At 60.3% G+C, this 12,710-nt stretch carries 14 protein-coding genes; 7 read left to right on the forward strand and 7 right to left on the reverse strand.

Going from position 1 to position 12,710, the window contains the following annotated elements; genetic code table 11:
* Nucleotides 1-3 precede the first annotated feature (3 nt).
* Both LOC22_RS13545 and trpS read right to left on the reverse strand, forming a co-directional pair.
* Nucleotides 4-486: a hypothetical protein gene (locus LOC22_RS13545; protein WP_196359073.1), complete on the reverse strand. Its 483-nt coding sequence runs from the start codon at nucleotides 484-486 to the stop codon at nucleotides 4-6.
* Nucleotides 487-737: 251 nt separating this feature from the next.
* A complete protein-coding gene (trpS, locus tag LOC22_RS13550; protein ID WP_230238971.1) occupies nucleotides 738-1,739 on the reverse strand; it encodes a tryptophan--tRNA ligase in 1,002 nt (333 codons plus the stop codon).
* 199 nt (nucleotides 1,740-1,938) lie between these two features.
* Between trpS and fosA the strand changes: the two genes are divergently transcribed.
* The gene (fosA, locus tag LOC22_RS13555) at nucleotides 1,939-2,364 is read left to right on the forward strand and encodes a FosA/FosA2 family fosfomycin resistance glutathione transferase (RefSeq protein WP_126495422.1); all 426 of its coding nucleotides are present in this window, start codon (nucleotides 1,939-1,941) and stop codon (nucleotides 2,362-2,364) included.
* Here fosA and LOC22_RS13560 read toward each other — a convergent pair.
* Nucleotides 2,350-3,357, reverse strand: a complete 1,008-nt coding sequence (locus tag LOC22_RS13560; RefSeq protein WP_047745270.1) for a LacI family DNA-binding transcriptional regulator — start codon at nucleotides 3,355-3,357, stop codon at nucleotides 2,350-2,352. The genes fosA and LOC22_RS13560 overlap by 15 nt on opposite strands.
* Before the next feature lie 185 nt (nucleotides 3,358-3,542).
* Here LOC22_RS13560 and LOC22_RS13565 point away from each other — a divergent pair, with 185 nt between their 5' ends.
* On the forward strand, nucleotides 3,543-4,631 hold the full coding sequence (locus tag LOC22_RS13565; protein WP_017383880.1) for a cellulase family glycosylhydrolase: 1,089 nt from the start codon (nucleotides 3,543-3,545) through the stop codon (nucleotides 4,629-4,631).
* Between the two features lie 45 nt (nucleotides 4,632-4,676).
* Nucleotides 4,677-6,071, forward strand: a complete 1,395-nt coding sequence (locus LOC22_RS13570; protein WP_032647113.1) for an MFS transporter — start codon at nucleotides 4,677-4,679, stop codon at nucleotides 6,069-6,071.
* Nucleotides 6,072-6,110: 39 nt separating this feature from the next.
* Here LOC22_RS13570 and LOC22_RS13575 read toward each other — a convergent pair whose 3' ends face one another.
* From LOC22_RS13575 to LOC22_RS13590, 4 genes are read right to left on the reverse strand one after another with little or no spacing between them, the layout of a single operon-like run.
* Nucleotides 6,111-6,932 (reverse strand): alpha/beta fold hydrolase, encoded by an 822-nt coding sequence (locus LOC22_RS13575; RefSeq protein ID WP_015572558.1) that lies wholly within the window; start codon nucleotides 6,930-6,932, stop codon nucleotides 6,111-6,113.
* Nucleotides 6,933-6,962: 30 nt separating this feature from the next.
* Nucleotides 6,963-8,582, reverse strand: coding sequence for an MFS transporter (locus tag LOC22_RS13580; RefSeq protein WP_023303025.1), 1,620 nt, complete (start codon nucleotides 8,580-8,582; stop codon nucleotides 6,963-6,965).
* Entirely contained in the window at nucleotides 8,579-8,986 is a 408-nt protein-coding gene (locus LOC22_RS13585) for a DoxX family protein (RefSeq protein ID WP_023295860.1), read from the reverse strand. Before LOC22_RS13585 ends, LOC22_RS13580 begins: the two co-directional genes overlap by 4 nt.
* Nucleotides 8,986-10,857, reverse strand: a complete 1,872-nt coding sequence (locus tag LOC22_RS13590; RefSeq protein ID WP_047732735.1) for an amidohydrolase — start codon at nucleotides 10,855-10,857, stop codon at nucleotides 8,986-8,988. Before LOC22_RS13590 ends, LOC22_RS13585 begins: the two co-directional genes overlap by 1 nt.
* Nucleotides 10,858-11,077: 220 nt before the next feature.
* Between LOC22_RS13590 and LOC22_RS13595 the strand changes: the two genes are divergently transcribed.
* The 4 genes from LOC22_RS13595 (at nucleotide 11,078) to LOC22_RS13610 (ending at nucleotide 12,708) form a co-directional block, all read left to right on the forward strand.
* Nucleotides 11,078-11,764, forward strand: a complete 687-nt coding sequence (locus LOC22_RS13595; protein ID WP_230238972.1) for a hydrolase — start codon at nucleotides 11,078-11,080, stop codon at nucleotides 11,762-11,764.
* A gap of 61 nt (nucleotides 11,765-11,825) precedes the next feature.
* Complete coding sequence (locus LOC22_RS13600; protein ID WP_017383875.1) at nucleotides 11,826-12,047, forward strand: DUF1427 family protein; 222 nt, start codon at nucleotides 11,826-11,828, stop codon at nucleotides 12,045-12,047.
* Nucleotides 12,044-12,304, forward strand: a complete 261-nt coding sequence (locus tag LOC22_RS13605) for a XapX domain-containing protein (protein ID WP_003863056.1) — start codon at nucleotides 12,044-12,046, stop codon at nucleotides 12,302-12,304. Before LOC22_RS13600 ends, LOC22_RS13605 begins: the two co-directional genes overlap by 4 nt.
* 23 nt (nucleotides 12,305-12,327) lie before the next feature.
* Nucleotides 12,328-12,708, forward strand: coding sequence for a response regulator transcription factor (locus LOC22_RS13610; RefSeq protein ID WP_047056636.1), 381 nt, complete (start codon nucleotides 12,328-12,330; stop codon nucleotides 12,706-12,708).
* The last annotated feature ends 2 nt before the right edge of the window (nucleotides 12,709-12,710 follow it).

A 12,710-nucleotide genomic window follows, 5' to 3' on the forward strand; every position in this document is an offset into this window, starting at 1 on the left:
GGCCTATTCTCCGGGCCAGGTTAAGAAATCCTCTTGAGGTGGAATACCTTCGCGGGTGACCAAATAAGTACTGCCGAGCGGTGTGCTGATAATCTCGTCATCGTTATCAAGCAGGCTGCCGACCAGCGCAACGCCGTGTCCTTTCCACGTAAACGCTTCGCCAGCTGAGGTCATAATCGTGGCGAGCGTTCCATCCGGATAGGCCACACAGTCGCCTTCGACAATGACGCTGGTGTAACTCCCATCGTCCATGAGCATTGTGGCTTCACGATCGACGGGAAGTACCATGCCGCCCAGTCGGGTCTGGCTGCCAGCCGTGGCAATCCGCCAGATTGCGGTGACGGGATGTTGTCGATGAAAGGCTTCCTGTTCGGCAATAATGGCGCGCGCGTCCTCAGGCATGGCGGCCAGTTGTTCATCGGAAAAAGGCGAACGATCTATTTCCGCTTTTAACTCAGCGGTAAATTCATTGGTATAAAGCTGCATGACAATTCCTTGTAGGGGCAGAGGAGTAAATGCAGCAATGCTAGGTTTTAGACTGTAAGGCGAATATACATAAAGTGGTTAATCAGTCGGGCTAAAATCTGAAATAAATAACCAGATTGATATTGGTCATCTTTTAAAAAAGGGATAGCAATGGTTCCTGTTAATTATAAATGTAATACTCGCTGAATTGCCGGTAAATAATATTATGCAGCGCATGTATTATTTAAATACATACGCTGTATGACGTTATTTTAAAACACCGGCACCCCCAGCCCAACCTTCACCTCCCTCAACGTCTCCTGCGTCACCCCCTGCGCCCGTTCCGTCCCGCGCTTCAGCATCGCCATCAACTCTCCCTTGTCCTGCATATACATCGCCCTCCGCTCCCGCATCGGTGCAATCAGCTCCTGCAAACACGCCTCCAGCTCGTTCTTACATACCCGGTCACCCAGCCCGCCTGCCTGATAGTGCGCCTTCATCGCCGCCACTTTCTCCTTGTCCGGATGAAAAGCGTCGAGATACGTAAACACCACGTTCCCCTCAATCTGCCCCGGGTCGCTCACCTTCAGGTGGTTCGGGTCGGTGTACATGGCGCTGACCGCACGGTGAATGGTCTCTTCGCTGGCCGAAAGGTGCAGCGTGTTGCCCAGCGATTTCGACATCTTGGCACCGCCGTCGATGCCGGGCAGGCGGCTGGTGTCGCTCAGCATCGCCTTACAGTGGCGCAGCACAGGGGCGGGCAGCAGGCTGTTCATCTTGTGCACAATCTCGTTGGTCTGCTCAATCATCGGCAGCTGGTCGTCGCCGACGGGCACGCACTCGGCCTTAAATGCGGTGATGTCCGCCGCCTGGCTGATGGGGTAGGCCATAAATCCGACCGGCAGCGAGCGGGCAAAGCCCTTCTGTGCAATCTCGTTTTTCACCGTCGGGTTACGCTCCACGCGGGCGACGGTAACGATGTTCATATACAGCATCGTCAGCTCGGCGAGGGCGGGCAGGGCGGACTGCAGGCAGATCGTGGTCAGGTTCGGGTCGATGCCGGCGGCGAGGTAGTCGGCCAGCACTTCGGGGATGTTGTCGCGGATCTTCTGCGGGTTGCTACCGTTGTCGGTCAGCCCCTGCAGGTCGGCAATCAACACAAACTGGCTGTGCGTCTGCTGCAGCGCCACGCGCTGGCGCAGCGATCCGACGAAGTGGCCGAGGTGCAGCGGGCCGGTTGGGCGATCGCCGGTGAGGATGGTGGGTGCGTTCATAAAGACTCCTTAATGTGCAGTTGCCGAAAGGGGTCTTAGATGTGAGAAAGCCGCCTTTCGGCGGCTATCTGAAAATGAGGAAAACTACTCCGTGCCGCCTTTAAGAAGGCAGCCACCAGCGGTTTACGGTGAGCACGGCGTGGTTTATGTTCATCTCTTTACCGTACCACGTCCGGCGCGAAAAACAAAAGGGCACGTCATGCTGCAATCACTCAACCACCTGACCCTCGCGGTCAGCGACCTGCAAAAAAGCGTCACCTTCTGGCACGAGCTGCTGGGGCTTGCGCTGCACGCCCGCTGGAATACCGGGGCCTATCTCACCTGCGGCGATCTGTGGGTCTGCCTGTCGTACGACGAGGCGCGCGGGAACGTGCCGCCGCAGGAGAGCGACTACACCCACTACGCGTTTACCGTCGCGGAAGAAGATTTTGAACCGTTCTCGTACAGGCTTGAGCAGGCGGGCGTCACCGTCTGGAAGCAGAACAAAAGCGAGGGGGCATCGTTCTATTTTCTCGACCCTGACGGGCATAAGCTTGAACTTCACGTGGGCAGCCTCGCCGCGCGGCTGGCGGCGTGTCGCGAGAAGCCCTACGCGGGCATGGTGTTTACCTCAGACGAGGCTTGAGGCGCGCACCTTCAGCCTGCCCGCCAGCGTCACGTGCGTGGCGGCATCTTCCTGATTGCACAGGTACTCCACCGCCAGCCGTCCCAGCTCGCTGTAGGGCAACTGGATGCTGGTCAGCGGCGGGGTGAGCTGTTCGGAAATCTTCTGGTCGTCGTAGCCCGCCAGCAGCATATCCTGCGGAATGCGCACGCCGTTCACCGCCAGCGCCTGATAGCAGCCAATCGCCAGCCAGTCGCTGGCGCAGAAGATAGCGTCCGGGCGCTCGGCCAGTTCCAGCAGGGAAGCCGTCGCGGTAAAGGACTCGCTGAACTGCCAGTTGGTCTGGCGCACCAGGCCGTCGTCGCACGCGAGTCCAGCCTGCTGTAACGCCGCCTGGTAGCCCGCCAGACGCTGGCGCGAGGCCTCCATCCAGCTCTCGCCGGTGATGTGGGCGATACGGTTGGCGCCGCAGGCGATGAGGTGTTTAGTGACCTGGAAAGCGTTGGCGTAGTCGTCCGGAATAAACGACGGCAGCAGCGGCGAGCCGGGGTCGCGCTGGTTGAGCAGCACCAGCGGGATGCGGGTGCAGTCCTGGAATGCCGTCATATCGACGACGTTCGTGACCGGAGAGGCAAGGATAATCCCGATGCAGTTGCGCTTGTCCAGTTGGCGGATGATGTTCAGGGCCAGTTCCACGTCGTCGCCGTAGTCGTAGACGGTGAGCAGGGTCTCGTTGCGCCACGCCGCTTCCCGCGCCTGGCTGATGGCGTCGATAAACGGGTCGAAGCTCTGCAATGAGCTGACCAGCAGGGCGATCTCCTCCTGGTTGCGCGGAGCGTGAACGGCGGGGAGGCGGTCATAGCCGAGTTCGGTGGCGACGTTGATCACCCGCTGACGGGTGTCGTCGCTGAGCTTGATGTTGCGGGACTGGTTGAGCACCAGCGATACCGTCGCCTGCGACACCCCCGCCGCCCGCGCAATATCGTTCATCGTCACTTTTGTTTTTCGCTTCATCCGTCCTCTCCCTTTCGCGAATTTGCATCATACCCTAACCGCGCGCTTCCGCGCCGTCGATCACGTTTCTCATCCATCGAAGCGTGAACTTTGTGAGAGGCGTCGCTTTTCTGAGCGCCACGATTTGCGCATTTATTCTGCAACTAATATTTATTAGCTAAATATTATCAGTAAGAGGATGCGTAATGAAAGAGCAGTGGAGCAGGGAGCAGGCACAGGCGTGGTATCAGCAGAAAGGCTGGCTGTGCGGGTTTAACTATCTGCCGTCGACGGCGGTGAACTGGACCGATATCTGGCAGGAAGAGACCTTCGATGCCGAAACCATCGACCGCGAGCTGGGCTGGGCGGCGGACGCGGGCTATAACACCCTGCGCATCAACCTGCCGTTCATCGTCTGGGAGCACGACCGCGACGGGCTGATGGCGCGCATCGACCGCTTTTTGACGATTGCCGACGGTCATGGGTTCAGCACCATGCTGACCCTGATGGACGACTGCGGGTTCTCCGGCGACGAGCCGTACCTCGGCCCGCAAAAGCCGCCCGTACCGGGCAAGCACAACAGCCAGGCGGCAGCGAGCCCGGGACGCGATAAGGTGTGCGATCGCGACTGCTGGCCACAGATTGAGCGCTATATCCGCGACGTTGTGCGCCAGTTCCGCGAGGATAAGCGCGTATTGCTCTGGGATCTGTATAACGAGCCGGGCAACCGCGGCATTTTCGCGACCGGCACGGAGGAGGTGTTGTACGACGAGAAGCTGGAAACCTGCGCGCACGAGTTGATGAAGCAGGCGTTCCGCTGGGTGCGTGAGGAAGACCCGACCCAGCCGCTCACCATCTGCGCGTGGCGTCTGCCGGCGGAAGAAGAGGGCGAGACGTTTTACCAGCACCCGCTGGACCAGACCGCGCTGGCGCTGTCAGATGTGGTGAGCTACCACGCCTATACCAATACCGGGCGCATGACGGCGATTATCCAGCAGCTTCAGGCGCTGGGCCGCCCAATCTTCTGCACCGAATGGCTGGCGCGTCACGTGGGCGGCACCATCGAAGAGCAGCTCCCGCTGATGTACATGGCGAAGGTCGCGCCGTATCAGTGGGGGCTGGTGCGCGGTAAAACCCAGACCTGGCTGCCGTGGCCGGTAGTGATGAAGGAGTCCACGGACTACTGCCGCCTGTGGTTCCACGACGTGTTTGAGGAGAACGGTATCCCGTTCTCACGCGCTGAAATCGCGCTGATGAAGAAGCTGCGCAAAATCGCCCCGAATCCGCAGGGCTAATAATAATGACCCGGCGCGCTGTCGCCGGGCAACCAGGTACGCACTATGGCAATGACAATGAAGATACCGTCTCGCGAGTTGTGGTCTTACTTTGGCTATGGTTTAGGTCAGTGTTTTAGCTTTGGTTTAGTGGGTTCGTTTATTAACTATTTTTACACCGACGTGCTGGGGATCTCGGCGCTGGCGGCAAGCACCATCTTCCTGATTGCCCGTGCGTGGGATGCGGTTCACGATCCGCTGTTTGCCAGCATTATGGACACCATTAACAGCCGGTTCGGCAAGTTTCGCCACTTTTTACTGATCGCCCCGCTGCTGATCACCGGGGTCACCCTGCTGGCGTTCTATAAAATCGAAGCGGATATGACCACCAAAATCCTCTACGCCGGGGTGACGTATATCCTGTGGGGGACGCTGTACGCCATCTCCGATATCCCGTTCTGGTCGATGTCATCGGTGATGACCAACGACTCCGGCCAGCGCACCCGCGCGGTGACGGCGGCGATGCTCGGGGTGAACGCCGGGATCGCCTGCGCTAACATCTTCTTCCCAAAGCTGGCAGCGTTCTTCGCCCAGTACAGCAACGATAAAGGCTACTTTATGGCGGCGCTGGTTATGATGCTGGTGGGCCTGCCGTTGATGCTCAACGGCTTTATGCAGATCAAAGAGCGCGTGCCGCCGAGCCCGGAAAAGGTGACGATGCGCGACACCTTCCACAACCTGCGCCAGAACAAGCCGCTGTTTATTGTCCTGCTGTCGTTCTTTTTCTGCGTGTTCCATAACGTGGCGGGCGGTCTCTATATCTACTTCTTTATCAACAATATGGGCGACGGCAGCCTGCAAATGGCAATTGGCGTGATGGGGATAGTGGCGGCGGTGCTGTGCCTGGTCGCCCCGCTGCTGACCCGCCGGATGCAGAAGCGGAAGCTGTTTATGATCCTCTGCGGGCTGGACGTGGCGGTGCGCGTGGTGATGTGGTTCACGGGCTATCAGCACACGGCGTTGCTGTTTGTCCTGCTCGGCCTGAGCACGCTGTTCGTGATGATGACCAACATCCTCACCTCGTCGATGATTGCCGACACCATCGAGTATGCGGAGTATCACACCCACAAGCGCTGCGCGGCGATCACCTTCTCCGGGCAGACCTTTACCGGCAAGATGTCGGTGGCGGTGGGCGGCGGGCTCATCGGCGTGTTTCTGACGATGATCGACTATGTGCCGCAGGCGCAGTCACAGAGCGACAGCGTACTGGCGGGACTGTTCTTCGGGATTTGTTTGTTACCGGCGATAGGCTCGCTGATCCGAATGGGGTTTATGTCGCGCTTTACCTTTACCGAAGAGAAGCATGCGGAGATTTGTCGGCTGCTGGCGGAGCGGAATGCGTCTGCGAAAGCGCCGGGTGGCGGCTGCGCCTTACCCGGCCTACAGGACCAGCCCTTGTAGGCCTGATAAGCGAAGCGCCATCAGGCTTCGCGTAATGACTTACAGCGACTTCACAAACGCCAGCAGATCTTCGTTGAGCTGGTCCTGGTGGGTCAGCGCGAAGCCGTGCGGCGCGTTGTCGTACACTTTCAGCGTGGCGTTTTTGATCATCTCTGCCGCCAGCTTGCCGGTCGTTTCAAACGGCACGATCTGGTCGTTGCTGCCGTGGATCACCAGCGTCGGCACGTCGATTTTCGCCATATCCGGGCGGAAGTCGGTTTCGGCGAAGGCGGTTACGCAGTCGATGGTGCCCTTCAGGGACGCCAGCAGGGCGATGTTCAACGTCTGCGTCAGGGCACCGGCAGAAACGGTCTGCCCGGCGTTGGTGCCGTAGAACGGGGTAGCGAAGTCGCTGATGAACTGGGCGCGATCTTTACGCAATCCGTCGCGAATCCCGCTGAAAACGCTCTGATCGACCCCTTCCGGGTAGCTTTCGGATTTGCCGAAAATGGGCGTTACCGCGCCCAGCAGGGCAAGACCGGCCACGCGTTCGCTGCCGTAGTTGTTGATGTAACGCGTCACGTCGCCGCCGCCCATGGAGAAGCCCACCAGCGTCACGTCGCGCAGATCCAGCGTGGTGATCAGGTCGTTAATGTCGGACGCAAAGGTATCGTAGTCATAGCCGTTCCACGGCTGATCTGAACGCCCAAACCCGCGACGGTCAAAGGCGATGGTGCGGTAGCCGCGCTCGGCCAGGAAGTTCAGCTGGCTGTCCCACATGTCCCCGTCCAGCGGCCAGCCGTGGCTGAAAAGAACCGGTTTTCCCGCGCCGCAGTCTTTGTAATAAATCTGCGTACCATCTTTTGCCTTAAACGTTGCCATAGTGTGTTCCTCTACAGGTGATTGTTATGTTCAGACCGGCGCGACCAGATAACGAATTGCCGGTGATGTTGTGCCCTGATGAAAAGCCAGAACGCGGCTCTGCAACAGGAGGTCATTCATGGTGTGGCGCTCCTGCTGGCGCAGATGCTCGATCCAGGAACCCATCAGGAAGGTTTCGATAAACAGACCCGGACGTTCAATATCTTCGTACACCGCCCAGCTCATCGCCCCGGCGCGGCGGCGCACCCGGCGTAGCTCGTGCACGGCCTGCAAAAACGCTTTCGCGTTCTGCGGGTCGATGATGTACTCATGCGAGACCAGCACCGGGCCACGCTCGTTCGGGAGTTCAATCTCCACCCCGTCCAGCGGCTGCCCGCTCAGGTCGAGATTTAAATCCGGATCTTTCTCCAGCTTCCAGCGGAACACCGTCATGCTCGCCAGCACCATCCCCAGCGTGGCGACAACCAGCGAAGCCGGAGTGCCGAACTGCGAGGCGATCTGGCCCCAGACGGCGCTGCCTGCGGTCATCGAACCGAAAAAGACCGTCAGATACACCGCCAGCGCCCGGGCTTTTACCCAGCGTGCGGCGCTGCGCTGCGCGCCAAGGTTGAGGGTGGAGAGCACCGCAATCCACGCGAAGCCGGTAAAGAACTCAAACAAGTTTAGCAGCCAAAAGTGACGTACAAATGCCAGCGCCAGCATGGTGATCGCAAACGTCAGGCTGGCGGCCACCATCAGCCGATCGGCGTTCAGCCGCTGGCGCAGACGCGGCAGCAGGATGGCCCCGGCAATGGCGCCAAGGCCGATACACGCCAGCATCACGCCGTAGCCCGCCGGGCCTAAGCCCAGCTCGCGGCGCGCCACCAGCGGCAGCAATGCCCAGCCCGCGCTGCCGAAAACAAAAAAGGCCACGGTGCGCACCAGCACGTTGCGCAGCACCGGCGCGGCGTGCACGTAGCGAATCCCGGAGCGCACCGCAGAGAAGAAGTGCTCCGGTGGCAAACGCTGCACGGACGGTGCCGGACGCCAGCGCCACAGCACCCACGCCACGCCCATCACGGACAGCGCGTTCAGGGCAAACACCATCCACGGCCCGGCAAGCGACAGCAGAAAACCGCCCAGCGCAGGGCCAATTGCCCGGCTGATATTGACCCCGAGCGAGTTAAGCGCCACGGCGGAACCCAGCTCGGGCTTGCTCACCAGGTCAGGGACAATCGCCTGAAACGGCGGCGAACTCATGGCCGCACCCACGCTCAGCAGAAATGTCGCCGCCAGCAGAACGGTGGGGGTGACGTGTCCGGTAAAAGAGAGCAGCGTCAGCCCGGCGGCGGCAATGAACACCCACAGCTGGGAGAAGAGCAGGTATTTACGTCGATCAACGATGTCCGCCATCACCCCGGACGGCAGGGCGAAAAGGAACATCGGCAGGCTGCTCGCCGCCTGCACCAGCGCGATATCTAAAGGATCGGCGCTGAGCGTCAGCATGCTCCAGTTGATACCGACGTCGCTCATCCATGAGCCGACGTTAGAGACCACCGTGGCGATCCACAGCATGCGGAACACCGGCTGGCTCAGCGGCTGCCAGGGTGAAACCGCGGGGGCGGGCGTCGTCTCGACGTGTGCGTCGCGAACGTCGTTTACCTGGGTCATGCGAACCTCTCCGTTGTTTTACGCTGCACTCGCCACTGGCCCGGCCCGGTAAGGGCGAGGGTGGTGAAGATAATCAGCAGCAGCCAGCCAAACTGCCCCTCGGCAATCGACCAGTTCGGGTGGACCGCCAGCATCGCCACCAGCAGCACGGCGATAATCGGCAGGCACGCCAGGCGGGTGTAAATCCCCGCAATGATAAACAACGGGCAGATCACCTCGGCGACGATCGCCGGGATCAGACTGGCGTAAGGCCCGAAGCCGAACGGATCTTCAATGCGCGTCAGCTCTTCGCTGAAGTGCAGCACCTTCGGCAGGCCGTGCACGTAAAGCAGCAGCAGGCTGCCGGTCAGGCGCAGAAAGAACAGCCCCGGATCGATCCGGGGCGAAGCGTCATTTTGTTTCATCAGAATGCAAAGCAGCTGCAACCCAGCGCCCCCCAGAAAGCGTTATCGTCGGATACCGGCATCTCTGACGTGCGGGCAAAGTCATGCTGGTGGTTGTGAACCCCGCACGGGCCGCTACAGTGGTGAGCCATACTCATACCCACGCGTGCGGCCTGCGGCGGCGCGCTGCGGTAGTGGCCCGGCACCTTCACCACCGGGGACCACTCGGGCAGGACCGGAATGGCGGGCGGCGCGAGTGGGCCAAAAGCGCCTGCGGCATAGACGATATCGCCGTTCACCACGGTGAGGACGGACTCGATGCCCTTGATCTCCTCCTCCGGCACGCGGAAGTAATCTTTGCTGAGCACCGCCAGATCCGCGAGCTGGCCCGCTTTGATCTGCCCCTTCTGGTTCTGCTCGCTGGAGAACCACGCGCTGCCCTGGGTCCAGAGCATCAGGGCGGTATCGCGATCCAGACGGGCGCTGTGATCGTACATCTGCATCCCGCCAACGGTGCGGCCGGAGACCAGCCAGTAGAGCGCGGTCCATGGGTTATAGCTCGCCACGCGGGTGGCGTCCGTTCCCAGGCCCACCGGCACGCCGGTCTCGAGCATTTTTGCCACCGGCGGCGTGTGGCGGGTGGCTTCGATGCCGTAGCGCTCGGCAAAGTATTCCCCCTGGAAGGCCATGCGGTGCTGCACGGCAATACCGCCGCCGAGTGCTTTGATGCGGTCAATGTTGGCCTGCGACACGGTTTCGGCGTGGTCGAAGAACCAGTGCAGCCCGTTGAACGGAATGTCACGGTTCACCTTCTCGAACACGTCCAGCATGCGGCTGATGGATTCGTTGTAAGTGGCGTGCAGGCGGAACGGCCAGCGGTGCTCCACCAGATGGCGCACTACGCGCTCCAGCTCGTCCTCCATGCCCGGCGCGAGATCCGGGCGCGGCTCGAGGAAGTCTTCAAAATCGGCGGCGGAGAAGACCAGCATCTCGCCCGCGCCGTTGTGGCGGAAGAAATCGCTGCCCTGGCCCGGCGTAAGCATATCGGTCCATTTTTCAAAGTCTTCCAGCTCGTGGCCCGGACGCTGGGTAAACAGGTTGTAGGCGATGCGGATGGTCATCTGCTTTTTCTCGTGCAGCTCGGCAATCACCTCGTAATCTTCCGGGTAGTTCTGGAAGCCGCCGCCCGCGTCGATGGCGCTGGTCAGCCCCAGACGGTTCAGCTCGCGCATGAACTGGCGCGTGGAGTTGACCTGCTGCTCCAGCGGCAGCTTCGGCCCTTTCGCCAGCGTGGCGTACAAAATCATGGCGTTCGGACGGGCAATAAGCATTCCGGTCGGGTTGCCGTTGGCGTCGCGCTGGATCTCCCCGCCCGGCGGGTTTGGCGTGTCTTTGGTGTAGCCGACCACCTTCAGCGCGGCGCGGTTGAGCAGGGCGCGGTCGTACAGGTGGAGGATAAACACCGGGGTGTCAGGCGCGGCGTCGTTAATTTCGTCCAGGGTCGGCATGCGGCGCTCGGCGAACTGGAACTCGCTCCAGCCGCCCACCACGCGCACCCACTGGGGCGACGGCGTGCGCAGGGCCTGCTCTTTTAGCATCCGCAGGGCGTCGGCCAGGGACGGCACGCCTTCCCAGCGCAGCTCGAGGTTGTAGTTCAGCCCGCCGCGGATCAGATGCAGGTGCGAGTCGTTCAGGCCGGGGATGGCGGTGTGGCCTTTTAAGTCGACCACCTTAGTGCCGTCGCAGTGGTGTTGCATCACCTCGGCGACGGTACCCACTTCCAGAAATTTTCCGTCGCGCACGGCAACGGCTTCCGCGACAGGATTCTCGCGATCGACGGTGTGAAACTGGCCGTTAACCAGAATGAGATCGGCTTTACCGAGGGTAACCATAATAGCTCCAGACTAAGAGGGGAATGGTCAGGATTATGGGAACCGGTTTCGGCAAAGATCCAGTTATACAATAGGATAGGTATACCAAAGTATAACTATACCTAAGGTTAACTATACGAAGAGATAATTACACCACAGCGCTGTGGGTCATAGGATGAACGCGATTTTATCGGCGTGCTGTTCGCGGCGATTTTAACCTTTAACCTCACTGGATAATCTTATGACCACTTCTAAGCTCGAAGTCTTAACCCCTGCCAACTGTCAGATCATCTTCATCGATCACCAGCCACAGATGGCGTTCGGCGTGCAGTCTATTGACCGCCAGGTGCTGAAACACAACACCGTGGCGCTGGCGAAAGCGGCTAAGGTGTTCAACATCCCAACCATCATCACCACCGTTGAGACCGAAAGCTTCTCCGGCAATACCTATCCGGAGCTGCTGGACGTGTTCCCGGGCCAGGACATTCTGGAGCGTACCTCCATGAACTCCTGGGACGACCAGAAGGTGCGCGACGCGCTGAAGACCAACGGCAAGAAGAAGGTGGTTGTCGCGGGCCTGTGGACCGAAGTGTGCAATAACAGCTTTGCCCTGTGCGCGATGCTGGAAGGCGACTACGAAATTTATATGGTGGCAGACGCCTCCGGCGGCACCTCCAAAGAAGCCCACGACTTCGCGATGCAGCGCATGATCCAGGCGGGCGTGATCCCGGTGACCTGGCAGCAGGTGATGCTGGAGTGGCAGCGTGACTGGGCGCGCAAAGAGACCTACACCGCGGTGATGGATATCGTGCGCGAGCACTCCGGCGCCTACGGAATGGGTGTGGATTACGCCTACACCATGGTGCACAAAGCGCCGTCTCGTCAGAAGAGCGAGCACCGCACCTTAGCGCCGGTTCCGGCACGCTAAGTCCCGCTGGCGGGCTGGTCCCTCATCCGGCTCGCCGCTGCCTTTTTCTCTGGAGTTCACAATGAGTACAGGGTTGATATCCCTCGCGGCAGGCGTGTTGATTGGCCTGATGTATGCCGTGCTGAAGGTGCGTTCCCCCGCGCCGCCCGCGCTGGCGCTGATTGGCCTGCTGGGGATGCTGGCGGGGGAACAGGCGATGCGTCATCTTTTATCCCGCGACAATCCCGCGGGCGTGCAGGTGACGGTTCCCCACGTTCAGCACCTGTCCGGAGCGTCATCATGAAGGCCTGGATTATTTCGCTGGTGTGCGGGGTCGCGGCTGGGGTACTTTACGCCCTGCTCGACGTGCATTCCCCGGCGCCGCCGGTCGTCGCGCTGCTTGGCCTGTTCGGCATGCTGGTGGGTGAACAGCTGATCCCCATCGGACGGCGTCTGGTGAGCCGCGAACCGTTGACCCTGGCCTGGTTTCGTCATGAATGCGTACCGAAGATCAGCGGTACCGCGCCCCCAGCGCCCGCGAAGGAAAGCCGCGACGCGTAACGATTTGTTTGAGGAAAGACAGCATGACGCTGCCGTGGCGCATTGCCATCATTGATGACGAACGCTCTGTTCGCAGCGGGCTCAGTAACCTGCTGCAATCGGAAGGGTATGCTACCGATACCTTCGATTCGGCAGAGGTGTTTTTGAGCCACCCTCTCGCCCTGTCCGGCGCGTCGCTGGTGATCACCGACATCAAGCTGCGCGGCATGAACGGCATCGAGCTGTTTGAGAAGCTGCGGTTGCTGGCCACGCCGCCACCGCCAGTACTGTTTATCTCCGGTCATGCTGATGAAAATATGCAGCGGTATGCACTCAGTCTGGGCGCCGCTGCATTTTTGCGTAAGCCGATTAACATCGATATTCTGCTGGATCATATTCAGCGGGAGCTGACCCGCCGACAATAAGG

Source organism: Enterobacter sp. AN-K1, from assembly GCF_020971765.1.
In the GTDB taxonomy this organism is placed as follows: Bacteria; Pseudomonadota; Gammaproteobacteria; order Enterobacterales; family Enterobacteriaceae; genus Enterobacter; species Enterobacter hormaechei_C.

Bases quoted from the DNA above. Each gene is read 5' to 3' on its own strand.
- LOC22_RS13545 (WP_196359073.1), bottom strand. From the start codon at position 486: ATGCAGCTTTATACCAATGAATTTACCGCTGAGTTAAAAGCGGAAATA.
- trpS (WP_230238971.1), bottom strand. From the start codon at position 1,739: ATGAACGCACCCACCATCCTCACCGGCGATCGCCCAACCGGCCCGCTG.
- fosA (WP_126495422.1), top strand. From the start codon at position 1,939: ATGCTGCAATCACTCAACCACCTGACCCTCGCGGTCAGCGACCTGCAA.
- LOC22_RS13560 (WP_047745270.1), bottom strand. From the start codon at position 3,357: ATGAAGCGAAAAACAAAAGTGACGATGAACGATATTGCGCGGGCGGCG.
- LOC22_RS13565 (WP_017383880.1), top strand. From the start codon at position 3,543: ATGAAAGAGCAGTGGAGCAGGGAGCAGGCACAGGCGTGGTATCAGCAG.
- LOC22_RS13570 (WP_032647113.1), top strand. From the start codon at position 4,677: ATGGCAATGACAATGAAGATACCGTCTCGCGAGTTGTGGTCTTACTTT.
- LOC22_RS13575 (WP_015572558.1), bottom strand. From the start codon at position 6,932: ATGGCAACGTTTAAGGCAAAAGATGGTACGCAGATTTATTACAAAGAC.
- LOC22_RS13580 (WP_023303025.1), bottom strand. From the start codon at position 8,582: ATGACCCAGGTAAACGACGTTCGCGACGCACACGTCGAGACGACGCCC.
- LOC22_RS13585 (WP_023295860.1), bottom strand. From the start codon at position 8,986: ATGAAACAAAATGACGCTTCGCCCCGGATCGATCCGGGGCTGTTCTTT.
- LOC22_RS13590 (WP_047732735.1), bottom strand. From the start codon at position 10,857: ATGGTTACCCTCGGTAAAGCCGATCTCATTCTGGTTAACGGCCAGTTT.
- LOC22_RS13595 (WP_230238972.1), top strand. From the start codon at position 11,078: ATGACCACTTCTAAGCTCGAAGTCTTAACCCCTGCCAACTGTCAGATC.
- LOC22_RS13600 (WP_017383875.1), top strand. From the start codon at position 11,826: ATGAGTACAGGGTTGATATCCCTCGCGGCAGGCGTGTTGATTGGCCTG.
- LOC22_RS13605 (WP_003863056.1), top strand. From the start codon at position 12,044: ATGAAGGCCTGGATTATTTCGCTGGTGTGCGGGGTCGCGGCTGGGGTA.
- LOC22_RS13610 (WP_047056636.1), top strand. From the start codon at position 12,328: ATGACGCTGCCGTGGCGCATTGCCATCATTGATGACGAACGCTCTGTT.